We start from the raw sequence: 26,684 nt of genomic DNA on the forward strand, positions 1-26,684 counted from the left end.
CAGGCCGCGTGACTCGGTCACACGGCCGCTGCTGCGCCCCGTCCAGCCGCGCGGCCCGAGAACAGGCATCCTCCGACGAAGGTGCCTTCGAGCGCGCGATAGCCGTGCACGCCGCCGCCGCCGAACCCGCTGGCCTCGCCCGCGGCGAACAGACCCTCGATCGGCTCGCCGCCGGCTCCGAGCACACGCCCGGACAGGTCAGTCTCGATGCCGCCGAGCGACTTGCGCGTCAACACGTGAAGCTTGACCGCGATGAGCGGACCTGCGTCGGGGTCGGTGATGCGGTGCGGTGCGGCGGTTCGCACGAGCCGATCGCCGCGGTACGCGCGCGCCGATCGCAGCATCGCCACTTGTGCGTCCTTGGTGAAGTCGTTGTCCATCTCGCGGTCGCGCGCCTCGACCTCAAAGCGGACGCGGTCGGCATCCAGCGCCTGACCGCCGGGCAGCGCCCGCATGCCCTCGATGAGGCTGTCGAGGTCGTCTCGGATGACGAAGTCGGCGCCGTGGTCGAGGAACGCTTGCACGGGTCCCGCAGCCCCTTTTCCGAGCCGTGACCGCAACAACAGCCGCACGTCTTTGCCGGTGAGGTCGGGGTTCTGCTCGCTGCCCGAAAGTGTGAATTCCTTCTCGACGATCCGCTGTGACAACACGAACCAGGAATGGTCGTGGCCGGTCGCGCGAAGGTGCGCGAGGGTCCCGAGCGTGTCGAAGCCCGGAAACAGTGGCACGGGGAGGCGCGCCCCCGTGGCATCCAGCCAGATCGAGGACGGACCGGGCAGGATGCGGATGCCGTGCAGCGGCCAGATCGGATCCCAGTTCTGGATGCCCTCGACGTAGTGCCACATGCGGTCGCGGTTGATGAGGTTTGCGCCCGCGGCCTCGGTGACGTCGAGCATGGCGCCGTCGACATATGCGGGCACACCCGTGACCATGTCTGCGGGGGCCGTCCCCAGTCGCTCGGGCCACCACCTGCGCACCAGGTCGTGGTTCCCGCCGATGCCTCCGGACGCGACGACCGTCGAGCCAGCCTCGATCTCGAAGCTTCCGACGACATCGCGTGACGTTGCCACGCCACGGGCGGCGCTGGAGGGCGCGAGAACATCGCCGGCAGCGCCCGTCACGGCACCGTCTCGCACCGTGAGCGAGGTCACGCGGTGCCGTGGGAGCACTGTCAGCATCCCGGCCCGCTCGGCATCCTCGAGTGCCGCTTGGAAGGGTGCGACAAGCCCGGGGCCGGTACCCCATGTGATGTGGAAGCGGGGCACGGAGTTCCCGGGGCCCCCGGCGGTGTAGCCGCCGCGCTCCGCCCACCCGACTACCGGGAAGAAGCCAACGCCGCGTTGGCGGAGCCAACTGCGCTTCTCACCCGCGGCGAACTCGAGGTAGGCCTCGGCCCAGCGGCGGGGCCAGGCATCCTCGGGGCGGTCGAACCCCGCCGTGCCGAACCAGTCCTGTCGTGCCAGTTCGAGGCTGTCGCGGATTCCCATTCGCCGCTGCTCGGGCGAATCGACGAAGAACAGTCCACCAAACGACCACCACGCCTGTCCGCCGAGGTTCGTGCGCGGCTCCTGGTCGAGGACTGTGACGCGCTTGCCGGCCGCAGTAGCCTCAGCTGCGGCGACAAGTCCAGCCAACCCCCAGCCGATCACGAGGACGTCGGTTCGGTGAACGGATGCTTCGGTCATGCGACTCCCTTGTCGTGTACGTCTGTGGTCGTGCGCGTCAGTTCTCGGACGTCAGCGGGATATCTGTGCGAGCGCCCGCCCCCGGCCCGATCTCGGTTCGCTCGAACGTGTTCACCATGGCATGCGCGGCCCGACTGAGGTAGTCCCAGAGGAGTTCTTCGTGCAGGGGCGACAATCCGACCTCGTCGACGGCAGCGCGCATGTGTGCGAGCCATCTGTCGCGCGCGTCGGGATTGACGTGAAACGGCGCGTGCCGCATTCGCAGGCGGGGGTGACCGCGCTGCTGACTGTAGGTCGTCGGTCCGCCCCAGTATTGCTCGAGGAACATCAGCAGACGCTCCTTCGCCGGCCCGAGATCCTCTTCGGGGTACATGGGTCGCAACACGGGGTCATCCGCGACCCCGCGGTAGAAGCCGTCGACGATACGCACGAACGTCTCGTGTCCGCCCACCGCCTCGTAGAACGACTGCTGCTCGGGCGTGCTCACTTCTCTGCTTCCTCGGATGCTTCAGAGTCGGCATCCGTCTTCTTGCCCGTTCGCTTGGCGCGCCAGACGGGCCGATCCGGGACACCATGATGCGCGACCGGGGTCGGTTTGGTTCGGGGCGGGTTGGCGCCGCGCACCCGGCCGGCAGTCTCAAGACCCGACAGCATGATCGAGTTCATCTGCGGCAGGGTGAGGCCCAGGTCGTCGATCGCGCGCTTGAGTCTCATGCGCAGTTCGCGCGCGACGTCATCCTTCGCTCCGGCCCTCGTTTTGACCACGATGCGGATGACCAGCGCGTCTCCCGACACCGACTCGAGCCCCCACACCTCGGGGTCCTCGATGATGCGGCTGCGCCACTTCGGCTCCTGTGCAAGAGCGCGGGCGGCATCCAGCATCGCCTGTTCCACCTCGTCCACGTCGGCATCGACGGGAACGGCAAGGTCGATGATCGCGCGCGACCACCCCTGCGACATGTTTCCAATGCGGGTGATCTCGCCGTTTCGCACGAACCACAGGGTTCCGTTGACGTCACGGACCTGGGTGATGCGGACGCTCACGTATTCGATGACGCCGGTAGCAGGTCCGAGGTCCGCGACGTCGCCGATACCGACCTGGTCTTCGGCGACGATGAAGATCCCGTTGAGCACATCCTTGACGATGTTCTGCGCGCCGAAGCCGAGACCTGCGCCGATGGCTGCGCTGAGCAGCGTGAACGAGCCCATCACCTGCGGACCGGCAAGGATGAGGATGATCAGCAGAATCGCGACGATCACCACCGTCACGTTGACGATGTTCTGCAGGATGGATCCGAGGGTGCGGGTGCGCTGGACGAGGCGCACCGAGGCCAGCGGCGACCGCTCGAGTGCCTGCGTATCGTCAACGCGAGCACGAGACTTGGCGCCTTCGACGACCCGACGAACGACGCGCCGGATGATCAGGCGCAGCACCCAGACGACCACCACGGCGCTCGCGAGGACGATGACGATCTGCAGAAGCGTGCCGCCGATCTCGCCGAGCAGCCCCAGAAAGCCATCCCAGAGGCTCGTATCTGCGGCGGGGGCCGTATCGAATCTGTGCATCAGACGAATCCTAGAACCTGCGCCCCGAGCGATGCCGGATCACTCGGGGCGCAGGTGGTGCCACTGTGGCTTAGCTCGCGTCCCGTTCCTGGACCGCCAAGGCACGCTCGACCCCGGCGAGGTTCTCCGCCACGAGTCTGCGCAGTGCCGCCGGCGCTTCCGCGTTGGCGGTGAGCCATGCGCGTGTCGCATCGCGAAGCTTCGCGTTCGCCAAGGGCGCGGGGTACAGGCCGAGCACAAGGTACTCGGCGATCTTGTAGGTGCGTGATTCCCAGACGGGAAGCAGCATCGCGAAGTACTGGTCCACGAACTCATCGAGAAGCAGCACACCGGCGGGGTGCGTGAAGCCGAGACCCGCGGCGCGTACGAGCGTATTGGGCAGGCGATCGGAGTCGACCAACGACGACCACGCAGCGCTCTTCGCTTCGGGGGTCGGCAGTGCAGCCTTGGCCTGGGCCGCGAACTCGGCGCCCTTGGCCGTGTTGTCTGCAGCCAGCGCTTCGTCGATGACGCCCTCGGTGATGACCCCGCCTGCGGCCAGCGATACCAACAGCTGCCATGACAGGTCAGTGTCAATGGTGAGCCCGTCGAGGCTGATCTCGCCAGCACGCAGGGCTCGCACTGTCTCCCAGTGTTCGGGAGTGGCTGCGGCGCTCGCAAATGCTGTGACGAACTGCAGTTGGCTGTCGCTGCCGGCATCCGCTGCCTGAGCAAGGGCCCACAGCCCGTCGGCCACCTTCTGACGCGACGTGTCGCGCTTGTCGGGGGTCACGTAGGAGTTTGCCGCCAGCTGAAGCTGCGCGAGAGTCGTTCGCACGGTGGTCGACTCGGTCTCGGAGGCTATGTTGCCGAGGACCAGGTCGATGTAGTCGGATGCCGAGGCCTCGGCATCCCGCGTCTGATCCCACGCGGCGCCCCACACCAGCGACCTGGCGAGGGGGTCGGAGATCTTCGAGAGATGGTCGATCGCCGTCTGCAGGGAGCGCTCGTCGAGACGGATCTTCGCGTACGCGAGATCGTGGTCGTTCAGGAGCACCAGATCGGGTCGGGCGAGGCCCACGAGTTCGGGGACGTCAGTGAGGTCGCCATCGACATCCAACTCCGTGAAGCGGGTGCGCACGAGCTCACCGTTCTGGAGGTCGTAGAAGCCGACGCCGAGTCGATGGGGGCGGATGGTCGGGTAGTCAGACGGGGCGGTCTGGACGATCTTGAACGCTGAGATCGTGCCGTCCGCGGCTTCTGCGATCGCGGGGGAGAGGGTGTTGACGCCCGCGGTCTCGAGCCACTTCTTCGACCACTCGGTCAGCTCGCGGCCGCTGGTGATCTCCAGCTCGGTCAGCAGGTCGCGAAGCTCCGTGTTGCCGTACTCGTGCTTGCGGAAGTACGCGCCCACCCCGGCGAAGAACTCGTCGATCCCGACCCAGGCCGCCAGCTGCTTGAGGACCGAGCCGCCCTTGGCGTAGGTGATGCCGTCGAAGTTCACCTGGACGTCTTCGAGGTCGCGAATCTCCGCGACGACGGGGTGCGTCGAGGGGAGCTGATCCTGGCGGTAGGCCCAGGTCTTCTCCATGGCGTTGAACGTCGTCCACGCCTCGGTCCACTCGGTGGCCTCAGCTGTCGCGATGGTCGAGGCCCACTCCGCGAAGGACTCGTTGAGCCACAGGTCGTTCCACCACTTCATCGTGACGAGGTCACCGAACCACATGTGGGCGAGCTCGTGCAGGATCGTGACGACCCGGCGCTCCTTGACGGCATCCGTCACCTTGCTGCGGAAGACGTAGACCTCGGTGAAGGTGACTGCTCCCGCGTTCTCCATCGCCCCGGCATTGAACTCCGGGACGAAGAGCTGGTCGTACTTCGCGAACGGATAGGGGTAGTCGAACTTGTCCTCGTAGTAGGCGAAGCCCTGACGCGTCTTCTCGAAGATGTAGTCGGCATCCAGGTACTGCCACAGGCTCTTGCGCGCGAAGATCCCGAGCGGGATAACGCGGCCCGACGCGCTCGTCAGCTCCGAGAACGTTGACTCGTAGGGGCCGGCGATCAGCGCCGTGATGTACGACGAGATGCGCGGGGTCGGCTCGAATTCCCACGTCGCGATGCCTTCGCCGCTGGGCACAGGCGCGGGGGTGGGGGAGTTGGAGATGACCTTCCACGACGCGGGAGCGGTAACCGTGAACTGGAACGTCGCTTTCAGGTCGGGTTGTTCGAAGACGGCGAAGACTCGCCGGGAGTCGGGCACTTCGAACTGCGTATAGAGATACACCTCGCCGTCCACCGGGTCGACGAACCGGTGCAGGCCCTCGCCGGTGTTCGTGTACTCGCAGTCGGCGACGACGACGAGCTCGTTCTCGAGTGCGAGCTGGTCCAGTGCGATCCGGGAGTACGCGAACGCGGATGTCGGAATGCTGCGCCCGTTGAGCGTGATCGAGTGGACGGCCCGCGCGATCAGGTCGATGAACGTGGAGGCGCCCTCGGTTGCGGTGAAACGCACCGTTGCGGTGGAGCGGAACACCTCCGGGCCGGTGGTCAGATCAAGCTCGACCTCATAGGACTGCGTGTCAAGGACGCCGCGACGTTCCTGCGCTTCGATGCGGGTGAGGTTTTCTCCAGGCACTTTCGGATGCTCCCAAGTGTGTGAGGGGTCAGGGATGCCGCGACACGGCCTCGCGCATTGTGGGCGCGATAACCCCCAAGCCTACGCCGCGAGCTCTCGCGCGATGTGACTGCGGGCGTGGGTAATCGCTGCGGGAAGGTCGGTGAAGAGGTGATTGTGGTGGCGCAGGGAATCCAGGACCCCGACCCGCCGGAACAGACCGTCGTGAAGCGGCTGCACACCTTTGATCAACACCGTGATGCCGCGTCTTTCGAGCGACTGGATGATGTCGGCCAGCATTCGTGCACCCGTGGCATCCACCAGCTCGAGCTGAGACATCCGGAGCACGACGACCGAGACATCGGTGAGTGAGGCGACCTGCTCGAAAACGCGGTCGGCGGAGGCGAAGAAGAGCGGGCCGTCAATGGCGATGATCGCGATCCGTTCGTCTCCGTCGACCGCTTCGCCGCTGATTGCTTCGCGACGCACGCCGGTCTGGCGCGAGAGGCTGCGCACCGCGATGACTCCCGCGAACAGAACGCCGATGATGACCGCCACGATGAGGTCAAACGACACCGTCACAAGCGCGGTGATGACGAAGGCGATCGCATCGGCGCGTGTCGAGGTGATGATCGCTCGCACGGTCGAGGCATGCACCATTCGCACGGCCGTCATCATCAGCACGCCTGCGAGAGCGGCGAGGGGGATGGCGCCGACGGGCCGAGAGATCACGAGGACGACGAGCAGGAGGACGAGAGCGTGCGTGATCGCGGCGACACGGGTGCGTCCGCCCGAGCGCACGTTGACGGCGGTGCGTGCGATGGCGCCGGTGGCAGGCATCCCGCCAAAAAGTGCTGAGCCGAGTGAGGCGATGCCCTGGCCGACGAGTTCGCGGTCGGGGTCATAGGGTCCGGTGTCGGCGAGGGACGCTGCAACACGAGCCGAGAGCAGTGACTCGATGGCCGCAAGTGCTGCCACCGTCAGGGCGGGCAGCAGCAGTTGACCGATGACACTCGGGTCGAGCGAAGGGAAAGACGGCGAGGGCAGGCTCGACGGAAGGGCGCCGATCGTCGCCAGTGGCGTAGCGATGATCAGGGCAAGCGCCGTCACGACGGTGATGCCGATCAGGGAGCCGGGAAGAGCGCGGTGGATCCGGGGCGCGATGAGCATGACGAGGGACACGATGGCGGCAGCCCCCAGCGACCACGGGACGTAGGACCAGTCCGCCTCCGCGACCGATTGGACCGCGGCGATGATCGCGTTCGAGGAGTGGTCGCCGGCATGAACAGTGTGCGGTGAGGTGAGCAGCGGCACCTGCTGGAGGAAGATGATGACTGCGATCCCCAGGGTGAAGCCTTCGATGACGGGCCAGGGGATGAACGAGACGGCGCGACCGAGCCGCAGAGCGCCGGCAGCGACGACGATGACGCCCGCGATCGCCGTGACGGCGACCACGGCACCGGCACCATGGGTTGCGACGATGGGAACCAGGACGACGACCATCGCTCCGGTCGGCCCCGAGACCTGTACGTTCGATCCGCCGAAGACGGCGGCCAGGATGCCCGCGACGATCGCCGTGACCAGGCCCGCCTCAGCGGAGAGGCCGGAGCTCACTCCGAAACCGAGAGCGAGTGGGAGCGCGACGATTCCGACCGTGACGCCGGCAACGAGATCTCCCCGCCATGTGCGGGGCAGCAGGCGGTAATCCTGGATGCTCGGCAAGAGTGCTCGCGCCGATTGTGCGAGCGACCGCGCCGAGCGGCGTGCCCGACTCATGGCGCTGCCGTGCCGAACGTGGGCAGTGTGTCGACGTGCGCCAATTGAGCGCTGTCGGCTTCCAGCAGGCTCAGGAGCAGCGCCCGCGCGACAGCGAGCAGGTCGGCGACGCGGGGATCAGCAAGTCGGTAGAACACGTGGCTGCCTCGACGCTCCGACTGCACGAGGCGATGGCGGCGCAGCACTGCCAGGTGCTGCGACAGATGCGACGCCTCCAGCGCCGTCTCACCCTGGAGATCGGCCACGCTCACTTCGGGGCTTGAAGACAGCAGTTCAAGGATGCGGATGCGAAACGGATGCGCGAGCCCTTTGAACAGGTTCGCCTTGACTTCGTAGAGCGGCCGCTGAGCGTCATTCAATGGCATGATGAAAACATCATATCGGCGAAGATCGGTCCGCGCCGTTCACCCGCGCTTCCCTAGGATGGGAGCCATGCGCATCCATATCGCCACCGACCACGCCGGCATGGAGTTCTCCACGCAACTTCAGCACCATCTGGCTGAGGAGGGTCACGAGGTCATCGACCACGGCCCGATCGAGTACGACGCCGTCGATGACTACCCGTCGTTCTGCATCCGTGCCGCCCTCGGTGTCGTCGCCGATCAGAGCGCGGGAGTCGAGGCCCTCGGGATCGTATTCGGCGGTTCGGGAAACGGTGAGCAGATCGCTGCGAACAAGGTTCGCGGGATCCGTGCAGCCCTCGTCTGGAGCATCGCGACTGCGGAGCTCGCGCGACAGCACAACGACGCGAACGTCATCGCCATCGGAGCCCGGCAGCACTCTTACGACGAGGTCGTGACCTTCATCGACCGGTTCATCGAGACGCCGTTCTCGAACGAGGAACGTCACGTGCGCCGCATCGGCCAGATCGCGGCATACGAGGCCGACGGTTCCCTGCTGCCCGACCCGCGGGATGTCGCGAACACCGCGGCGACGGACTCGTTCGACCCAGAAGCTGGTTGATGCCCGAGGGTCATTCCGTTCACCGGATCGCCCGGCAGTTCGCGCGGAACTTCGTCGGTCGCACGGTTGTCGCATCCAGTCCGCAGGGCCGCTTCGCCGAAGGCGCAGCTGCGCTCGCTGGACGAGAGATGCTCGAGGCCCGTGCTGTCGGCAAGCAGATGTTCCTCCGTTTCGATGGCGACATCTGGCTGCGCGTGCACCTGGGCATGTATGGCGCGTGGGACTTTGCGGGCGTGATCGACGCCGACCCAACGATCGCCTCTGCGAACGGGCGGATGGGACAGACGAACCAGCGCGGCACGGTTCTCGACGAGCCGATCATGGATGCCGCGGGCGAGAACTCCCTCACCTCGATCGGGGCACCCCGGCGCGCCCGCGTCCACGTGCGGATGTCGGAGCAGACGACGGGTCTGCCCGATGAGGAGGGCACGTGGCCGCCGCCCGTGGTCGGTCAGGTGCGGCTGCGGTTGCTCACCGACGAGACGTGCGCTGATCTGCGGGGACCGACAGCATGCGAGCTCCAGACGCCGGATGAGGTCGCCGCCTCAATCGCAAAGCTCGGGCCGGATCCGCTCGTCGTCGACCTCGCTGAGGGTGAGGAGCGGTTCACCGCCCGCGTGCGGCGTGCCCCCACACCGATCGGACTGCTGCTGATGGACCAGTCGGTCGTCAGCGGAATCGGCAATGTCTATCGGGCTGAGCTTCTGTTCCGGGCGCGGTTGAACCCGCATACCCCAGGGCGTGACGTGCCCGAGGAGACGGTCAGATCGCTGTGGCGAGACTGGACGCGACTGCTTGCCATCGGCGTCGAGACCGGCCAGATGATGACGATGGACGACCTGGATGCCGACGCCTACCGTCGCGCCATGGCACACCGCGACGACCGTCACTGGGTCTACCACCGTGCCGGGCTGCCGTGCCGAGTCTGTGGGACCGCAATCGTTGTCGAAGAGGCAGCGTCACGGAAGCTGTACTGGTGCCCCCGGTGTCAGGCGTGACGCTGAATCCTCCCGTCATAGGCTGAACGCATGCGTCAGAACCCGAGCTTCGCCATGACCGACGTCGGCGAGTTGCGGCGGGTCGTCGAACACAACCCGTGGGCGACACTCGTCGGTTCGACGGATGACGGTCTCGTTGCCTCCCACTACGCGGTCCTCTTGGATGACACCAGGGACGACCTCACCGTCGTCGGTCATGTCGGCAAGCCCGATGACCTGATCCTGGGGCTCGGAGAACGCGAGCTCCTCATCGTGTTCCAGGGTCCGCACGGCTACATCTCGCCCAGCTGGTACGGTGACCGGCCGAGCGTCCCGACCTGGAACTTCGTGACAGTCCACCTGCGGGGCGTGCCGGAGCTTCTGTCGACCGAGGAGAACCTGCGCGTCTTGGATCGTTTGGTTGCGCGTTTCGAGAGCCCGATGCCCGAGCCTCGGATGCTGTGGGAGCGTCCGAACGACGCGGATTTCGTCGAGCGACTCGAGCGCGGCACCGTCGGCTTTCGCCTCACACCGACGTCGGTGACGGCCAAGCGCAAGCTCAGTCAGAATCGTCCCGTCGAGCTCGTCGATCACGTCATCCGTGAGCTCGAGAACGACGGCCCGCATCACAATCCGCTGCTTGCCGCGGAGATGCGCCGCGCGAACGACGCTCGCGCATGAGTGCCGTCGACGCAACGGCGTCGACCATTGTCGGCGTGCAGATCACAGGACCGGGAAGCGAGCTCTTGCCCGTCGACGGCGCGTATGACGTCTTCATCGAGGGTGGCCGTATCAGTGATCTTGCCCCCGCCGGCGCTGTTCGTCCGGTCGGCGAGGTGCTGCAGGCAGATGGTGCCTGGCTCATCCCGGGGCTGTGGGATCACCACGTGCACACGGTGTCCGCCGCTCTCACCCGACAGCGTGAGCCGCTCGGTGCTGCCGAATCAGCGTTTCATGCCGCTCACATCATGGCGGGCGCCCCGCTCCTCGGTCGCGGCATCCGTGTGGGTGCCGGCTTTCGGGATGCCTTCTGGCCCGACGAACCGACGCTCGAGATGCTGGATGCGGCTACCGGCGCCGTCCCCGCGTATCTGATCAACGCGGACCTGCACAGCGTGTGGCTGAACTCCGCTGCCTTCGCGCGCGAGGAGATCACGCCTCCTGACGCATCGGGGATGCTCCGGGAGGAGCCGGCGTTTGAGATCACTCGTCGGCTGGCGGCTGCGAGCCCCGATGATGCCGACGAGGCAGTTGCCGACCTCGCACGACACGCCGCATCCCGTGGGGTCGTCGGGATCGTCGACCTCGACATGGCCTGGAATGCGGATGCCTGGTCACGCCGCGTCGCTGCGGGCTTCGACACGCTGCGCGTCGAGTTCGGTACCTACCCGTCGCATCTGAGCCGACTCATCGAGACGGGATGGCAGAGCGGCGACCGGCTGAGCGAGCTGATCACGGTCGGGCCGCTGAAGGTCATCACTGACGGGTCGCTGGGAACGCGGACGGCCGCGTGCTCGCATCCGTATCCGGATGACCCCCACAATCACGGCGTTCTGACGATCCCGCCCGCTGAACTGGTCGCACTCATGACGGATGCCGCGGCCCACGGCATTTCATGCGCGATTCACGCCATCGGTGACCTGGCGAACACCCATGCCCTTGACGCCTTTGCGGTGACGGGCGCGGCCGGAACGATCGAGCACGCGCAGCTGGTTTCAGCCGTCGACATCCCGCGCTTTGCTCGCCTCGGTGTCGGGGCGAGTGTCCAACCGGAGCATGCCCTCGATGATCGCGACCTCTCTGACACGATCTGGTCTGCCCAGATCGCCAGGCCCTACCCCTTCCGCGCGCTGGTAGATGCGGGAGCGAATCTGCTGTTCGGTTCTGATGCGCCGGTGGCGCAGCTCGATCCGTGGGCGGCGATGGCGTCGGCGATCTATCGCACCCGCGACGGGCGGTCACCGTGGCAGGTCGAGCAGGCCGTTGACGCAGGTGTCGCGCTGGCCGCCTCGACACACGGCGGATCCACCGCTCCCAGTCGCATCGAACCGGGAGCCGTTGCAGACCTCGTGCTGTGCGGGGAAGACCCGCTGGTGGCATCCGAGACCGAGCTACGTGCGATGGATGTGCGCGCGACGCTGCTCGGGGGTCGCGTGACCCATCTGGCCTAGCCCGGTGACGCTCCGCTGCCCTACTGTCGAGGCATGAACTCCGACGCTGCATCCGTTCTTTCCGTTGGAGGCTCGACACCCGTGATCGATGACTCCGCCTTCCTTGCGGCAGGCGCGCGCGTGATCGGCGACGTGCGCCTCGGTGCGCAGTCGAGCGTCTGGTACAACGCTGTGCTTCGCGGCGACAGCGCCTCGATCACGGTCGGCGCCGGGTCGAACCTGCAAGACAACGTTTCGGTGCATGTGGATGCCGACAGCCCGGTGGTCGTCGGTGAGAACGTCTCGGTGGGACATAACGCCGTGGTCCACGGTTGCACCGTCGAAGACGGATGCCTCATCGGTATGGGATCCGTGATTCTCTCCGGAGCCGTCATCGGCGCCGGGTCGCTCGTGGCCGGGGGAGCACTCGTGTTAGGCGGGACGATCGTGCCGCCCGGGTCGATGGTCGCCGGCGTCCCCGCGAAGGTACGCCGGGAGCTCACGGAGGAGGAGAGGCTCGGCATCCTGCGCAACGCCGAGGTCTACCGAGAGCACATCGTCGAGCACCGCGAGGCCCGGGACGCAGGGTAGTAGGGCGGCCTCGGTCGGATCGCTTCGCTTCCGTCGGATGAATAGGTCGACCCGATCCGACAGATGCTCACCTATCCGACGCGGCCGCACGTGAGAGCGATGGAGGGGGCGACGGGAATCGTCCCCACCGCCACTCCACGCGCCGCTGCGCGCCGCGCGGAGCCTCGGGCGGCGTGGGCCCACCCGCGGGCGGGTCGGTTCCTACGGCACCCACACGAATGGCCCGCTGCACCGCCTGCGGCGGCACATCGGGCCATTGGAGGGGGCGACGGGAATCGAACCCGCACAACCAGTTTGGAAGACTGGGACTCTACCATTGAGCTACGCCCCCGCAGCGGCCGGAGCCGCAGCATCCGACAGTCTATAGGGCAGCGCGGCCGGTCGTCGCACTCGCGGCCCACCGGCGCCTCTTGGCGGTAAGAGAAATCGCCGCGGTAGGACGGATGCCGGGGCAATCGTCCTGCGTTGGGGAGAGGTCCTACGCCCGGGAGATCGTCGGCGGCCGCAACGTCGGCGCGCGCGTCAGCTAGACTTCTGTGGGCCGTCTGTCGCACAGCGCGTGAGATCCCGCCCGGGGCGTAGCTCAGCTTGGTAGAGCGCCCGCTTTGGGAGCGGGAAGTCGCAGGTTCAAATCCTGTCGCCCCGACGTCACGGTCCTACACACCCAGACCTTCGCCGCGTAGCTATGCGGTGCAGCACGAGGAGAACAACACAGGCATGGTCACCAGCACTGTCGAGAAGCTCAGCCCGACCCGCGTCAAGCTGCTGCTCTCGATCACCCCCGAAGAACTCAAGCCGAGCATCGCGCACGCGTACGAGCACATCGCGAAGGATGTCCAGATCCCCGGCTTCCGCAAGGGCAAGGTGCCTGCGCCGATCATCGACCAGCGCATCGGCCGTGGCGCCGTGCTCGAGCACGCCGTCAACGATGGGCTAGACCGCTTCTACCGCGAGGCAGTCGAGGCGCAGGAACTGCGCGTCATCGGACGCCCGAGCGCCGACATCACCGAATGGCCCAACGAGAAGGACTTCTCGGGCGACCTGAAGGTCGAGATCGAGGTCGATGTTCGCCCCGAGGTCACCCTCCCCGCCCTTGACAGTCTCACCGTGGAGATCGAGGCAGTCGAGGTCGACGACGCTGCGGTGGATGCCGAACTCGACAAGCTTCGTGGCCGCTTCGGCACGCTCATCACCGTCGACCGCCCCGCCACCTCGGGTGACTTCGTCGAGCTCAACCTCGTCGCCACCATCGACGGTTCCGAGATCGACCGTGCAGAGGGTGTGTCGTACGAGGTTGGTTCGGGCGAGCTGCTCGAGGGCATCGACGAGGCCATCGAGTCGCTCACCGCCGGTGAAGACACGACGTTCCGTTCGAAGCTCGTCGGTGGCGACCACGCCGGTGAAGAGGCCGAGGTTGCGGTCACCGTGACCAGCGTCAAGGAGCGCGAGCTGCCCGAGGCAGACGACGACTTCGCGCAGATCGCCAGCGAGTTCGACACCATCGCGGAGCTCCGCGAAAGCCTGCGTTCCACCGCTTCGCAGCAGTCCGGCCTGCAGCAGACCTCAGCAGCGCGCGACAAGCTCGTCGACATGCTGATCGAGCAGGTTGAGATTCCGGTGCCCGCCGGCCTCATCGAAGACGAGGTTCACCAGCACCTCGAGGGCGAGGGTCGCCTGGAAGACGATGAGCACCGCGCCGAGGTCACCGAGGCATCCGAGAAGCAGTTCCGCACGCAGATGATCCTCGACAAGCTCACCGAGACCTATGACGTCAAGGTGTCGCAGGATGAGCTCACGCAGTACCTCATCCAGTCGGCTGCACAGTACGGTATGTCGCCGCAGGACTTTGTGAACGCGATCCAGCAGGGCAACCAGCTCCCGGCCATGGTCGGCGAGGTTGCACGCAGCAAGGCGCTCGTCCACGCACTGCGGGACGTGAAGATCGTCGACACGACCGGCGCTGCCGTAGACCTGTCCGCGCACCTCATTCTCGGTGAAGACGAGGCAGAGGCTGAGGAAGAGGTCGTTGAGGAGGCTCAGGACATCGCGGATGCCGCAGCCGACGCCGACGAGATCATCGAGGCCGAAGAGAAGCCGGCGCCCAAGAAGCGCGCACCGCGCAAGTCTGCCAAGACCGACGCGGAGTAAGACAACGGAACACGCCGAGGGGCGGATGCTGCAAACGCGCGGCATCCGCCCCTCGGCGTAGCAAAGGGGTCAGTGGTGCAGACCTGGGATGAGCGGGTGGCCGCTGTGTGGGCCGACGATTCCGTCACCGACGACGAACGAATCGTGCTCATCGATGCGTTGGCAGCCGACCGGGGTGGGGACGATCCTCGAGCGCTGTTCGAACGCGCCGGCGCCCGGGATGCCGCCGGGTTGGAGCGCGATGCAGAGCCCCTCTACCGTGCAGCTATTGCCGCGGGCCTTTCGGGCCCTGAACTCGCGCAAGCCGTCATCCAACTCGCGAGCACACTGCGAAACCTCGGCCGCGTCGAGGAGGCTCTCGACCTGCTGCGGCCCGAGTACGAGCGTGGTGCAGCGGGCGCACTGCCTGACGAGGTAGCCGCGTTCTATGCCCTCGCACTTGCTTCGGCAGGTCAGCCGGATGCCGCGGCATCCGTCGCCGTGACTGCCCTCGCACCGCACCTGACCCGCTACCGTCGCTCGGTCGAGGCATACGCCCGGGAGGTCACCGAGCCGCACGATCTGCCCACGGCGAACACGAGCGGGTCGTCCGAACCCCGCCGGTAGATTCGATTCCACGCAACGAACACAGGAGCACACATGGCTGAACCACTGGTCGCGACGAGCGTCTTCGACAGGCTGCTGAGAGACCGCATCATCTGGCTGGGGTCGGAGGTGCGCGACGAGAACGCGAACGAGATCTGCGCAAAGATTCTGCTTCTTGCTGCGGAGGACTCGCAGAAGGACATCTACCTCTACATCAACTCGCCCGGTGGCTCGATCACGGCGGGTATGGCGATCTACGACACGATGCAGTTCGTTCCCAACGACATCGTGACCGTGGGTATCGGCATGGCTGCCTCGATGGGTCAACTGCTGCTGACAAGCGGCACCAAGGGCAAGCGCTACATCACGCCCAACGCGCGTGTGCTGTTGCACCAGCCGCACGGTGGCTTCGGTGGAACCGCCAGCGACATCCAGACGCAGGCCCAGCTGATCACCTCGATGAAGAACCGTCTCGCTGAGATCACTGCCGCGCAGACCGGAAAGTCCGTCGAGCAGATCAACGAGGACGGCGACCGCGACCGCTGGTTCACCGCCGACGAGGCGCTCGAATACGGGTTCGTCGACCACATTCGTGAGCACGCAGCCGATGTTTCCGGCGGCGGCGGAACCGACACGAAGTAACCAGCGGCGCGAGCGAAGAAGAGAGTAAACGCATGAACACCCCGAACCTCCGCCTCCCGCAGGCCTCGCCCTCGGCGCTGCAGATGCCCGGTAGCCGCTACGTCCTCCCGCAGTTCGAGGAGCGCACGGCCTACGGCTACAAGCGTCAGGACCCGTACAACAAGCTCTTCGAGGACCGCGTCATCTTCCTGGGTGTCCAGGTCGACGACGCCTCGGCCGATGACGTCATGGCGCAGCTGTTGGTGCTCGAGTCGCAGGATCCTGACCGCGACATCATCATGTACATCAACTCGCCCGGTGGATCCTTCACGGCGATGACCGCGATCTACGACACGATGCAATACGTATCGCCGCAGATCCAGACCGTCGTGCTCGGCCAGGCAGCTTCGGCGGCCGCCGTGCTGCTGGCGGCCGGCGCTCCCGGTAAGCGTCTCGCACTGCCCAATGCCCGCATCCTGATCCACCAGCCCGCCATGGGTGAGGCCGGTCACGGACAGGCGTCGGACATCGAGATCCAGGCTGCGGAGATCCTCCGTATGCGCACGTGGCTGGAAGAGACGCTCGCGAAGCACTCGCACCGCAGCGCCGACGAGGTCAACCGCGACATCGACCGCGACAAGATCCTCTCCGCGGAAGAGGCAGTGACGTACGGCCTGGTCGACCAGGTGCTCACGACGCGCAAGCGTCAGCCCGCGTTGCCCGCAAAGTAGGACCAGAGACCGGGCCCCGGCATCCGTCACACGACACGGATGCCGGGGCCCGGCGCTGTCGGCACGAGCTGCGCGCAATCCCACCGGATGTCGCCGGCCTCAGTTAGGCTCGGACCACAGCCGCCCGGAACGAGGAGGACCCCTGATGGCACGCATCGGTGAGAGCGCTGATCTGTTCAAGTGCTCTTTCTGCGGTAAGAGCCAAAAGCAGGTGCAGCAACTCATCGCCGGACCCGGCGTCTACATCTGCGACGAGTGCGTCGAACTCTGCAACGAGATCATCGAAGAGCGCATGGCAGAGTCTGGTGACGGTGTTGTCGCCGATTTCGACCTTCCCAAGCCCCGCGAGATCTTTGCGTTTCTCGAGGAGTACGTCGTCGGCCAGGAGCCTGCCAAGCGGGCGCTGTCGGTTGCCGTCTACAACCACTACAAGCGTGTTCGTGCGCACTCGACGTTGCAGCCCGCCGAGCAGCGTGCCGAAGACATCGAGATCGCGAAGAGCAACATCCTGCTTCTCGGACCCACGGGATGCGGAAAGACCTACCTCGCCCAGACACTTGCCAAGCGCTTGAATGTGCCGTTCGCGGTTGCTGATGCGACGGCACTGACCGAGGCCGGCTACGTTGGTGAGGACGTCGAGAACATCCTCCTGAAGCTCCTGCAGGCGGCCGACTTCGACACCAAGCGCGCTGAAACCGGCATCATCTACATCGACGAGGTCGACAAGATCGCCCGCAAGGCCGAGAACCCCTCGATCACGCGGGATGTCTCGGGCGAGGGTGTGCAGCAGGCCCTGCTGAAGATTCTTGAGGGAACGGTTGCTTCGGTGCCGCCGCAGGGCGGTCGCAAGCATCCGCACCAGGAGTTCATCCAGATCGACACGACGAACGTGTTGTTCATCGTGGCTGGTGCCTTCGCTGGGCTGGAAGACATCATCTCGTCGCGCGTTGGAAAGCACGGGGTGGGCTTCGGGGCGCCCCTTCACAACAAGGGCGACGACCTCAGCCTCTTCAGCGAGGTTCAGCCCGAGGATCTGCACAAGTTCGGCCTGATCCCCGAGTTCATCGGGCGTCTTCCTGTTGTCGCATCCGTGTCGCCGCTTGACCGCGAAGCCCTCATCGAGATCCTCACCGCTCCGAAGAACGCGCTGGTCAAGCAGTATCAGCGGATGTTCGAGATCGACGGGGTCGACTTGGAGTTTGACGACGAGGCGCTCGTTGCTATCGCCGATCTCGCGGTGGCCCGCAAGACCGGGGCCCGCGGCCTGCGCGCGATTCTCGAAGACGTGCTGGGGCCGATCATGTTCGAGATTCCGTCGGCCGAGAACGTGGACAAGGTCATCGTCACGCGCGCTGCCGTCGAGGATGGCGCAGCCCCAACCCTCGTGCTTCGACAGGCTCGTAAGTCGGCCTGAGCTGGGGTCCAGTCCCGCCCGCGGGTGGATGTCGGAACTCCCGCGTAGCGTCGCGGTGTGACGCGATTCATCTACGACACCGCGACCTGCTTCACCGGCTGGATCGCTGACTCCGACCATTCCCTGCAGTGGCTCTTCGACGTGCCCGGCGGTACGGAGCCCGATCCGGAGCTGCTCCCGCCCACTGATGCGCTGATCGTCGAAGGCTCATCCACCTACGAGTGGCTCCTGCGCGAGTCTGACCTCGTCGAGCACCCTGAAAAGTGGCAGGAGCTGTTCGGCACTCGGCGCACGTTCGTCTTCACAACGAGGAACCTCCCCGTGCCGGTTGGCGCAGACGTGACATTCGTGTCAGGACCCGTGTCGGCCGTGTTGAGGGATCTCCGCGAGGCGGCAGGCGAGTCAGATGTGTGGATCGTCGGCGGCGGGGAACTTGCCGCACAGTTCTACGACGCCGGCGCGCTCGACGAGATCGCGATATCGATCGCGCCCGTCGCTCTGACCACCGGAGCGCCCCTGTTTCCGCGTCGGGTCGAGTCGGATCGGCTCCGCCTCGTCGAAGCTCGCCAAGTGGGGCAGTTCGCGCGACTGCGGTTTCTCGTTACGCCTTCATAAGCGTGTGCGGGATGCTCGCTACGGGCGTCAGGTGTCGAGGCCTCGGCGACTCAGGAGGGGAGCGATCTCCGCATCCCTGCCGCGGAAGTCCCGGTACGCCTCGAGGGGATCCTTTGACCCTCCGACGCCGAGGAGCCGGTCACGGAATCGGTCGCCGTTCGCCCGAGTAAGACCGCCGTTCTCACGGAACCACGCGACTGTGTCGGCATCCAGTACTTCGCTCCAGATGTACGAGTAGTACCCGGCGCTGTAGCCGCCGGAGAAGATGTGGGCGAAATACGTGGATGAGTACCGCGTCGGGACTGCGGGGTTATCGAGCCCGATCTCGGCGAGGGCGGATGCTTCGAACGCTGCGACATCACGGTCGCTCGCTGCGTCGGCTGCCGAGAGTGAGTGCCATGCCTGATCGAGCCAGGATGCTGCGAGGTACTCGCTCGTCGCGAACCCCTGGTTGAAGCTCTCAGAGGCGTTCAGTCGCTCCACGACCTGGGCCGGGAGCGGCTCGTCGGTCTCGATGTGGCGCGCATAGGCCGCCAGGATCTCGGGCCAGAAGATCCACATCTCGTTGACTTGGCTCGGGAACTCGACGAAGTCGCGGAACACGTTGGTGCCGGCGAAGTGCGGGTACGTGACTGTCGCAAACAGGCCGTGCAGCGCGTGGCCGAACTCGTGAAAGAAGGTCGTCACTTCATCAAGCGTCAGCAGTGTCGGAGTTCCGGTCTCGGGTTTCACGACGTTGAGATTGTTCACAACGACCGGCGCCGTGCCGCGCAGGCGCGATTGGGACACGATGGAGTTCATCCATGCCCCACCGCGCTTCGAGTCCCGCGTGTAGAGATCCAGCAGGTAGAGCCCGAGTGCTGACCCATCGGCGTTGAATACTTCGAACACCCGGACGTCGGGGTGGTAGCCGGGCAGATCGGGGCGATCGGTGAAGGTGATGCCGTAGAGCTCCGTAGCCGCGCGAAAGACGCCGTCGTGGAGCACGCGTTCGGCCTCGAACCAGGGACGGAGCGCGGCGGCGTCGATGTCGTACTCGGCTGCTCGGACCTTTTCAGTGAAGTAGGCCCAGTCGTGGGCTTCGATCGTGAAAGGCTCGGGTTCGGCATCCGCCATCGCTTGAAGCGCCGCCTGCTCGGTGCGCGCGTTTCGGGCAGCGGGCGCGGCAAGACGGAAGAGCAGGTCGCGGACAGCTTCCGGGTTTCCCGCCGTCTCATCTGACGTGACGTAGTCCGCGTGCGAGCGGTAGCCCAGAAGCTCGGCGCGCTCGGCTCGCAGCCGCACGATCTCGCGAAGAACGGGGCGGTTGTCGTTTCCGTTGTCACGTGCGCCCCGAGCCCTCGATGCCGCCATGATGCGCGCCCTCGAGTCGCGGTTGCGCAGCGATCCCAGATAGGGGTGTCCGGTGAACAGCGTGAGAGAGACGAGCCAGGCGCCCGCGGTGCCGCGGTCGGCAGCGGCGCGGGCAGCGGCAGAGATCTCGCCGTCGGCGAGTCCGTCGAGCTCGGTGACGTCGTCGAACACGACGGCGAGATCATTCGTGTCGTTGAGCAGATTCTTTTCGAAGGTTGTCGTGAGTGTTGAGAGGCGTCCATTGATCTCCGTGAGGCGCGCCTTCTGGGTCTCGTCGAGGCCTGCTCCTGCGTGGGTCATCTCGCGGTAGTGGCGCTCGACAAGGTAGCGATCCTCGGGCGCGAGACCGAGGTCATCCAGCTGGGAATGCACGCTCGCTATGCGTCGATAGAGCGCAGCGTTCAATTGCACAGCATCCGTGTGCGCTGCCATCAAGGGAGCCAGCGCTTCTTCGATCTCTTGGATCTCTGGCGTCGCGTCCGCGGAGGACACCGTGTAGAACGCCGATGCGACGTCGTGGAGAAGCTCCCCGCTGCGCTCCAGCGGCACCAGCGTGTTCTCAAAAGTTGGGGCCGCGGTGACATTGGTGATCGCGTCGATCTCACGCCGATGCGCGGCGAACGCCTCGGTGAACGCCGGCAGGTAGTGCTCCGGCCGGATTGCCCGGTAGTCCGGGAGTCGGTAGGGGAGCGAGCTTGCGGCGAGAAGAGGGTTCGACATGTCGACGTCGGTCATGGACCCAACCTATCTCCTCGGATCTGTACCGCAAACCAACCTTTGCAAAACAACACTTGCAAAGAAAGCTTTGCGGTCGTATTGTGGTGATGTGAACACATCGCCAGACGACGCGGGTGACGCGCCCCCGCGCATCGGTGAGGCCCGAGAACTGGATGTCGGCGCGCTGCGCGCGCTAGCGCATCCGCTTCGTGTCGAGATCTACGACATCCTCAGCCAGTTCGGTCCGCAAACGGCGAGCTCGCTGGCGGAGCAGTTGGGGGAGTCGTCTGGGGCGACGAGTTACCACCTGCGTGCTCTCGCCAAGCACGACCTCATTCGCGAGGTTCCTGATCGAGGCACGGGACGCGAGCGCTGGTGGGAACGCCCCAAGGGCGCGGTGTCGATGACCGGCCAGACAGCCGTCAGAAGTCCTGCGGGTCGAGCCGCGAGCCAGGTTGTGATCAGCGAGTTCTATCGACGCCGCAACAGGCAGCTCGAGGAGTTCATCGCTCGTCAGATCCGCAAGGACCCCGACGAGTGGACGGCCATGCTCAGCACCGCCACCGTGCGACTGACGGATGCGCAGTTCGAGGAGCTCGGACATGAACTCGAGGCCGTCATCGACGCGTATGTCGCGCGCTACCGCGAACAGCAAGGCGAGGGCGTGCGACCGTTCACCATCCGAACCGACGTGTTCCCCCTCACAGACCCGGAGTAATCATGACCACCATCAGCACTGTGGCGGCGACCCACTGCGAGCAGGTGCAGCCAAGCGCGGTCGAGCGGGCGGCGCTGGTCATCTTGCGAGCACTGGAACGAGACATCGAGGCGCGGGTTCGACGGCGTGCATCGACCCGTCCGGTCCGGCACGCCGCACAGAGCGCCTATGCAGAGGCCCGTGCTGATGCCTGCGCCGGCGCCCATGTCGGCATCCTGCCGCGATGACTGTCGCATCGAGTCCAGTCCGGCGTCAGCTTCCGCTCGGCCGGGACTTCGGGAAGCTCTGGACCGCTGCGGCATTCAGTAACCTCGCTGACGGCGTGGGACGCACGGCAGTTCCGCTCATCGCAACGACGCTGACTCGTGACCCGGTCGCCATTGCCGCGGTGGGCGCGCTGGCCTTCGTTCCGTGGCTGTTCTTCGGGCTTCCGGCGGGCATGATCGTCGATCGGTGTGATCGACGACGCGTGATGGCGTCTGCAAACGTGCTGCGCGGCGGCGTTGCGGTTGCCCTCGCCGCGCTGACCGCGACCGGCCAGCTCCAGCTGTGGCACCTGCTTGTCGCGACTGTCGTGTTCGGCATCGGAGAGACTCTCTTTGACAACGCGACCAATGCCGTGATTCCCTCACTGGTCGGCAGGCCGGGGCTGGACCGGGCGAACAGCCGCATTCAGGCCGCACAGATCACCATCGACAGCTTCGTTGCCCAGCCCATCGCCGGGGTCCTGTTCGCGATCTCGCTCGTGCTCCCGCTCTGGGTTGGCTCGGTGGGGTATCTGATTCCGATCGTCCTGGCACTCATGCTGCCGGTTTCTGCTGCCCATGCGCTCCGGGGGTCGCCCGCGGAAGCAGAGTTTGCGACCGACAGGGTGGCGGTGCCTGTGGAGCGACTTCCCGCATCGGACACCCCGCGGGTCTCGACCAAAGATGCAGCGCTGTACCTCTGGCGTCACCGCTATCTGCGCGCTCTCGTGGTGTTCACTTCGATCCTCGGTGGTGCTTTCTCCTTCGCGCAGGCGCCGACGATTCTCTACTTCCTCGAGACACAGGGTGTAGCGCCCGCGGCGATCGGATTCGTCACCGCCGGAATCGGCGCCGGCGCGCTGCTGGGCTCACTGGTCGCCCCTGCACTTGTGCGCCGCTTCGGCCGCGGCGCTGTCATGCTGGGCGCGAATCTGGGTGCAGGGGTGTGCCTCGCGCTCGTGGGGATCGCCCCCGAGGTGGTCAGCGCGATCGTGGCCTACGCCGGAATGGCCTTCGCGGTGTCGCTCTGGAACGTCCCCTGGGGAGCGCTCCGGCAGATGATCATTCCCGGCGATATCTTCGGGCGGGTGCTCGGGATCATCCGCAGTCTCACGTGGGGCCTCTTCCCGATCGCCACGATGCTCGGCAGCCTGGTTGCCCGCGTGGACCTTCGCCTTCCCTATCTGATCGCTGCAGCGGTGACGATCATCGCTGCCCTCGCCGCCGCGCGACTTCTTCTGGCAGCGAGCCGCGTCTCACAGAACGAGGAGTGATCTGAGTTCAGGCGAACTCGTCGTCGGGGTCGTGGTGCACGACCGCCTCGCCGTCGGCGTCGAGCGTCACGATCACGCCGGTGTCGAGTTCAGCGATGGGTCGACCCTCGAGCCACGTGAGCGTCCAGCGCGGCGTCGGTTCCTGAGCGAGCTGCCCGGCAGAGATCAGGTCTTCGACAGCCGCGATTTGGGCTCGCAAGACCTCGGGAACGGCCTGCGGTGGCACTGTGCCCAGGGCCCACCGGGTTCCGAGCTGCATGTCACACCTCTCCGAGTTCGATGGCTGCGACGGTCGTGCTGTCGGCATCCGTGTACGTGATGGTCTCGATGCGACCCACGGCCTTGAGATCGCCCTCTGCCGTCTTGAGTCGCTCTACCGTCGCAGCCGGTGCGCCGAGTGTGATCGAGGTGACCGGCGTTTTCTGGGATGCCTTCGCCTCGGTCTTCGCGCGACGGATGCCGACAAGCGCCTCACCGACAGCGGTGAGCACGGCGGGGTCGCCCTCGATGCCGAGCGGCTCGGGCCATGCTGCGGTGTGAATCGACCCCTCCTCGAACCACGACCAGGCTTCCTCTGTTGCGAAGGAAACGATGGGCGCGAGCAGGCGCAACTGCGTCGACAGCGCGATACGCAGGGCAAGGGCAGCGGATGCCTGGCCGACGTCGGTCTGGTCGTAAGCCCGCTCCTTGACCAGTTCGAGGTAGTCGTCGCAGAACGTCCAGAAGAAGGATTCGGTCAGCTCGAGCGCGCGGGCGTGATCGTAAGCATCCAGCGCTGCGGTCGCATCGCGCACCACACCATCGAGCGTCGCGAGCATCGAGGCGTCCAGCGCATGCGTGATCTGCGCGCCCACGGGGACCGGGAACGAGAGGACGAACTTCGCGGCGTTCAGGATCTTGATCGCCAGGCGCCGGCCGATCTTGATCTGCGTCGGGTTCTGCGGATCGAACGCGGCATCCGTGCCCAGTCGGCTGGATGCCGCCCAGTAGCGCACGGCATCCGACCCGTGCTGTTCCAGGATGTCGGCAGGCGTCACCACATTGCCCTTGGACTTGGACATCTTCTTGCGGTCGGGATCCACGATGAACCCCGAGATCGCGGCGTCGGTCCACGGTGCGCGGCCATCTTCGAGCGCGCTGCGCAGCATCGTCGAGAACAGCCAGGTGCGGATGATGTCCTGACCCTGCGGGCGCAGGTCGAACGGGGCGACGAGCTCCCACAGTTCGGGGTCGCGTTCCCAGCCGCCCGCGAGCTGCGGCGTCAGCGATGAGGTCGCCCAGGTGTCGAAGATGTCGCGCTCGCCCTCGAAGCCGCCGGGAACGCCGCGCTGATCTTCGGTGTAGCCAGGGGGGACGTCACTGGTCGGGTCGACAGGAAGCTGCTCGTGAGTGGGGAGCAGGACGCGGTCGTAGTCGCGCTCACCGCTTTCGTCGAGGCCGTACCAGACCGGGATCGGCACACCGAAGAAGCGTTGGCGCGAGACGAGCCAGTCACCGGTGAGTCCGCCGACCCAGTTCTCGTAGCGCACGCGCATGAAGTCCGGATGCCACGCCAGCTCCTTGCCGAGAGCGATGAGCTTCTCGCGCAGCGCCTCGTCGCGGGCTCCGTTTCGGATGTACCACTGACGCGTCGAGACGATCTCGAGCGGGCGGTCGCCCTTTTCGAAGAACTTGACGGGATGGGTGAAGGGCTTGGGGTCGCCGATCAACTCGCCCGACTCCTGCAGCAGCTCCACGACGCGTTTCTTGGCGCTGAAGACGGTCTTGCCGGCAAGCTCCGCGTAGGCAGCACGCGCGGCATCCGTCGTGATGACGTCGGGAGCCTCGGCGATGATGCGGCCGTCCATGCCGATGATCGTGCGGTTGGGGAGGTCGAGCTCACGCCACCAGATGATGTCGGTGACATCGCCGAACGTACAGATCATCGCGAGACCCGAGCCCTTGTCGGGCTGGGCGAGCGGATGCGGCAGCACCGGCACCTCGACATCGAACAGTGGGGTGCGCACTGTCGTCCCGAAAGCGGGCTGGTAGCGCTCGTCGTCAGGGTGGGCAACGAGTGCGACACACGCGGCCAGCAGCTCCGGGCGCGTGGTTTCGATGTGGATGTCGCCGCTGCCGTCGCTCTTGTGGAAGGCGAGGCGGTGGTAGGCCGCTGGCTGCTCACGGTCTTCGAGTTCTGCCTGCGCGATCGCGGAGCGGAAGTCGATGTCCCACAGGGTCGGTGCGAGCGACTGGTAGGCCTCGCCACGTTCGAGGTTGCGCAGGAACGCGAGCTGGCTCGTGCGCATCGTCTCGTCCGAGATCGTGCGGTAGGTCTGGGTCCAGTCGACCGAGAGTCCCAGCATCCGCCACAGGTCTTCGAAGTGCTTTTCGTCTTCGACAGTGAGCTTCTCGCACAGCTCGATGAAGTTGCGGCGGCTGATCGGCACCTGGTCGGCGGCCTTGCTGCTCTTGTTGTCGCCTCCCTCGTAGGGGGGAGTGAAGTCCGCGTCGTAGGGGAGCGAGGGATCGCAGCGCACGCCGTAGTAGTTCTGGACGCGGCGCTCGGTCGGCAGCCCGTTGTCGTCCCAGCCCATCGGGTAGAAGACGGTCTTGCCCCGCATCCGTTCGAAGCGCACCTTCACGTCGGTGTGGGTGTAGCTGAACACGTGGCCGATGTGGAGCGACCCGGATGCCGTGGGCGGGGGAGTGTCGACGGAGTAGACCCCGGCGCGGCCTACCTCTACGGCGCGCGTGCGGTCGAAGCCGTACGTGCCGGCATCCGTCCACGCGGCATCCCACTTCTGTTCGAGACCCTCGAGGGCGGGCTTGTCGGGAACTGCGGCCATGGGGTCTCCTTGGGCGATATGTGCGGCACTGTGTGAGCGTGCCTGAGTGTGGGATACGCCTCGATTCTACCGGCCCGGGGCGGTGAGCACCGGGCCCGCGGGTACACCCGGGAGGTGATGCGCATTCCGGAGGGCCGAAGCTGGAGTCTCGTCCTCCCAAGCGTGCATCGCCTCCCGAGTGTCCGGCGAAAGTCGTACTACGTTCCTCCCCTGCCGCGCTGGCCGGGCGCAATTTCCACGGATGCCGCCGATCGATACCCCCGTGCCAGCACCGTGCGATGGGCTGGTGGGATGGATCTCAGCGCGTTCGTCGCGACTCACGGGGGTGTCATACCGTCGTCGTGGCTCAGAGCTCGGCGCGTCTCGTCGCGACGCCTCACTGATGCCCTCCGCTCGGGCGTTCTCATCCGGCCGCGGCGAGGGTGGGTTGCCGTGCCGACCGCCGATCCCGAGCTCATCCGTGCCGCGGGGGAGGGCGTGGTCATCACCTGCATCTCGCTCGCGCGCCGACGCGGGCTGTGGGTTCTGAAGGAACCGGAGTGGCACGTGGCCGCTCCATCCCACGCCGGTCATGTGGGGCTGCCCGGCGCGGTGACGCACTGGCGGACGCCACTCGTGCCTCGACCACCCGGCTCCTTGGAAGATGAGATCGAGAACATGCTGGTTCAGGTCGCCCTGTGCCAACCGGATGACGCGGCGCTGGCCATCTGGGAATCTGCGCTGCGCACGGGGCGAGCAGACATTGATCGGCTGCGAAACCTCCCACTCCCAGAGCCGGCCTCTCGACTTCTCGATCAGGTGACGCCCTGGTCGGATTCGGGGCTCGAGACGATCGCCGTCGTGCGGTTGAGGTGGCTCGGGCTCCCGCTGCGCTCGCAGATCTGGATCGCCGGGCACCGTGTCGATCTGCTCATCGGCGACAGGCTCGTTCTCCAGATCGATGGCGGGTCCCATGTTGGCGCACAACGGGACAGTGACAATCGGCACGACGCCGAACTGCGTCTGCGTGGCTATCACGTCATCCGGGTGGGTTACCGGCAGGTCGTCGACAACTGGCCGGAGGTACAGGCGCTTGTCATGGCTGCCGTCGCGGCAGGCCTCCACCGTCGTCCGCGCTAGGCATCCGGCTGGTTA

24 protein-coding genes and 2 tRNA genes are annotated in these 26,684 nt (G+C 66.1%); 16 read left to right on the forward strand and 10 right to left on the reverse strand.

The genetic code is table 11. From position 1 onward, the window contains the following. Positions 1-17: 17 nt before the first annotated feature. The 6 genes from AADH62_RS07245 to AADH62_RS07270 all read right to left on the reverse strand — a co-directional run bounded on the left by AADH62_RS07245 (position 18) and on the right by AADH62_RS07270 (position 7,985). The gene (locus tag AADH62_RS07245) at positions 18-1,685 is read right to left on the reverse strand and encodes an FAD-binding dehydrogenase (RefSeq protein ID WP_425355653.1); all 1,668 of its coding nucleotides are present in this window, start codon (positions 1,683-1,685) and stop codon (positions 18-20) included. A 37-nt stretch (positions 1,686-1,722) separates the two neighbouring features. Further along, positions 1,723-2,172, reverse strand: a complete 450-nt coding sequence (locus AADH62_RS07250; protein ID WP_341578862.1) for a globin — start codon at positions 2,170-2,172, stop codon at positions 1,723-1,725. Continuing rightward, the gene (locus AADH62_RS07255) at positions 2,169-3,251 is read right to left on the reverse strand and encodes a mechanosensitive ion channel family protein (protein WP_331791564.1); all 1,083 of its coding nucleotides are present in this window, start codon (positions 3,249-3,251) and stop codon (positions 2,169-2,171) included. Before AADH62_RS07255 ends, AADH62_RS07250 begins: the two co-directional genes overlap by 4 nt. Positions 3,252-3,321: 70 nt before the next feature. Next, positions 3,322-5,865, reverse strand: coding sequence for an aminopeptidase N (gene pepN, locus AADH62_RS07260; RefSeq protein WP_341578863.1), 2,544 nt, complete (start codon positions 5,863-5,865; stop codon positions 3,322-3,324). 81 nt (positions 5,866-5,946) lie between these two features. Further along, positions 5,947-7,620, reverse strand: a complete 1,674-nt coding sequence (locus AADH62_RS07265; protein ID WP_331791566.1) for a SulP family inorganic anion transporter — start codon at positions 7,618-7,620, stop codon at positions 5,947-5,949. Beyond that, positions 7,617-7,985, reverse strand: a complete 369-nt coding sequence (locus AADH62_RS07270; RefSeq protein WP_331791567.1) for a metalloregulator ArsR/SmtB family transcription factor — start codon at positions 7,983-7,985, stop codon at positions 7,617-7,619. The genes AADH62_RS07265 and AADH62_RS07270 overlap by 4 nt, the downstream gene beginning before the upstream one ends. 67 nt (positions 7,986-8,052) lie before the next feature. Here AADH62_RS07270 and AADH62_RS07275 point away from each other — a divergent pair, with 67 nt between their 5' ends. Genes AADH62_RS07275 through AADH62_RS07295 form a run of 5 tightly spaced genes read left to right on the forward strand, consistent with a single transcriptional unit; the run spans position 8,053 to position 12,301 of the window. Continuing rightward, positions 8,053-8,583 (forward strand): ribose-5-phosphate isomerase, encoded by a 531-nt coding sequence (locus AADH62_RS07275; protein WP_331791568.1) that lies wholly within the window; start codon positions 8,053-8,055, stop codon positions 8,581-8,583. Further along, positions 8,583-9,581, forward strand: a complete 999-nt coding sequence (locus AADH62_RS07280; RefSeq protein WP_331791569.1) for an Fpg/Nei family DNA glycosylase — start codon at positions 8,583-8,585, stop codon at positions 9,579-9,581. Before AADH62_RS07275 ends, AADH62_RS07280 begins: the two co-directional genes overlap by 1 nt. Positions 9,582-9,611: 30 nt before the next feature. Beyond that, entirely contained in the window at positions 9,612-10,241 is a 630-nt protein-coding gene (locus AADH62_RS07285; protein WP_331791570.1) for an FMN-binding negative transcriptional regulator, read from the forward strand. Next, positions 10,238-11,731, forward strand: coding sequence for an amidohydrolase (locus AADH62_RS07290; protein WP_331791571.1), 1,494 nt, complete (start codon positions 10,238-10,240; stop codon positions 11,729-11,731). The genes AADH62_RS07285 and AADH62_RS07290 overlap by 4 nt, the downstream gene beginning before the upstream one ends. A gap of 33 nt (positions 11,732-11,764) precedes the next feature. Further along, complete coding sequence (locus tag AADH62_RS07295; RefSeq protein WP_341578864.1) at positions 11,765-12,301, forward strand: gamma carbonic anhydrase family protein; 537 nt, start codon at positions 11,765-11,767, stop codon at positions 12,299-12,301. A gap of 257 nt (positions 12,302-12,558) precedes the next feature. Here the strand turns inward: AADH62_RS07295 and AADH62_RS07300 are convergent. Beyond that, positions 12,559-12,632: transfer RNA gene (locus tag AADH62_RS07300), tRNA-Gly, on the reverse strand. A 241-nt stretch (positions 12,633-12,873) separates the two neighbouring features. Here AADH62_RS07300 and AADH62_RS07305 point away from each other — a divergent pair. From AADH62_RS07305 to AADH62_RS07335, 7 genes are all read left to right on the forward strand, one after another. Further along, positions 12,874-12,947: transfer RNA gene (locus AADH62_RS07305), tRNA-Pro, on the forward strand. Between the two features lie 71 nt (positions 12,948-13,018). Further along, complete coding sequence (tig, locus tag AADH62_RS07310; RefSeq protein ID WP_341578865.1) at positions 13,019-14,449, forward strand: trigger factor; 1,431 nt, start codon at positions 13,019-13,021, stop codon at positions 14,447-14,449. Between the two features lie 96 nt (positions 14,450-14,545). Next, complete coding sequence (locus AADH62_RS07315) at positions 14,546-15,055, forward strand: tetratricopeptide repeat protein (protein WP_341578866.1); 510 nt, start codon at positions 14,546-14,548, stop codon at positions 15,053-15,055. Between the two features lie 33 nt (positions 15,056-15,088). Continuing rightward, entirely contained in the window at positions 15,089-15,676 is a 588-nt protein-coding gene (locus tag AADH62_RS07320) for an ATP-dependent Clp protease proteolytic subunit (protein ID WP_292709283.1), read from the forward strand. Positions 15,677-15,708: 32 nt separating this feature from the next. After that, positions 15,709-16,386, forward strand: coding sequence for an ATP-dependent Clp protease proteolytic subunit (locus AADH62_RS07325; protein WP_341578867.1), 678 nt, complete (start codon positions 15,709-15,711; stop codon positions 16,384-16,386). A gap of 145 nt (positions 16,387-16,531) precedes the next feature. Continuing rightward, on the forward strand, positions 16,532-17,800 hold the full coding sequence (gene clpX / locus AADH62_RS07330) for an ATP-dependent Clp protease ATP-binding subunit ClpX (protein WP_292709287.1): 1,269 nt from the start codon (positions 16,532-16,534) through the stop codon (positions 17,798-17,800). A 57-nt stretch (positions 17,801-17,857) separates the two neighbouring features. After that, entirely contained in the window at positions 17,858-18,415 is a 558-nt protein-coding gene (locus AADH62_RS07335; protein ID WP_341578868.1) for a dihydrofolate reductase family protein, read from the forward strand. 27 nt (positions 18,416-18,442) lie between these two features. Here the strand turns inward: AADH62_RS07335 and AADH62_RS07340 are convergent, their stop codons facing one another. Further along, complete coding sequence (locus AADH62_RS07340) at positions 18,443-20,503, reverse strand: M3 family metallopeptidase (protein WP_341578869.1); 2,061 nt, start codon at positions 20,501-20,503, stop codon at positions 18,443-18,445. Positions 20,504-20,594: 91 nt separating this feature from the next. On the opposite strand from AADH62_RS07340, the gene AADH62_RS07345 reads away from it, so the two are divergent. From AADH62_RS07345 to AADH62_RS07355, 3 genes are read left to right on the forward strand one after another with little or no spacing between them, the layout of a single operon-like run. Continuing rightward, complete coding sequence (locus AADH62_RS07345; RefSeq protein WP_341578870.1) at positions 20,595-21,203, forward strand: helix-turn-helix domain-containing protein; 609 nt, start codon at positions 20,595-20,597, stop codon at positions 21,201-21,203. A gap of 2 nt (positions 21,204-21,205) precedes the next feature. After that, entirely contained in the window at positions 21,206-21,430 is a 225-nt protein-coding gene (locus AADH62_RS07350; RefSeq protein ID WP_341578871.1) for a hypothetical protein, read from the forward strand. Beyond that, a complete protein-coding gene (locus tag AADH62_RS07355) occupies positions 21,427-22,722 on the forward strand; it encodes an MFS transporter (RefSeq protein ID WP_341578872.1) in 1,296 nt (431 codons plus the stop codon). Before AADH62_RS07350 ends, AADH62_RS07355 begins: the two co-directional genes overlap by 4 nt. Before the next feature lie 7 nt (positions 22,723-22,729). Here the strand turns inward: AADH62_RS07355 and AADH62_RS07360 are convergent, their stop codons facing one another. Both AADH62_RS07360 and valS read right to left on the reverse strand, forming a co-directional pair. Continuing rightward, positions 22,730-22,981, reverse strand: a complete 252-nt coding sequence (locus AADH62_RS07360; protein WP_341578873.1) for a hypothetical protein — start codon at positions 22,979-22,981, stop codon at positions 22,730-22,732. Between the two features lies 1 nt (position 22,982). Continuing rightward, a complete protein-coding gene (gene valS, locus AADH62_RS07365; protein WP_341578874.1) occupies positions 22,983-25,550 on the reverse strand; it encodes a valine--tRNA ligase in 2,568 nt (855 codons plus the stop codon). Between the two features lie 432 nt (positions 25,551-25,982). On the opposite strand from valS, the gene AADH62_RS07370 reads away from it, so the two are divergent. Beyond that, positions 25,983-26,669, forward strand: a complete 687-nt coding sequence (locus tag AADH62_RS07370) for an endonuclease domain-containing protein (protein ID WP_341578875.1) — start codon at positions 25,983-25,985, stop codon at positions 26,667-26,669. Positions 26,670-26,684: the final 15 nt, after the last annotated feature.

The sequence above is a fragment of the Microbacterium schleiferi genome (assembly GCF_038150145.1).
Lineage (GTDB): Bacteria > Actinomycetota > Actinomycetes > Actinomycetales > Microbacteriaceae > Microbacterium > Microbacterium schleiferi_B.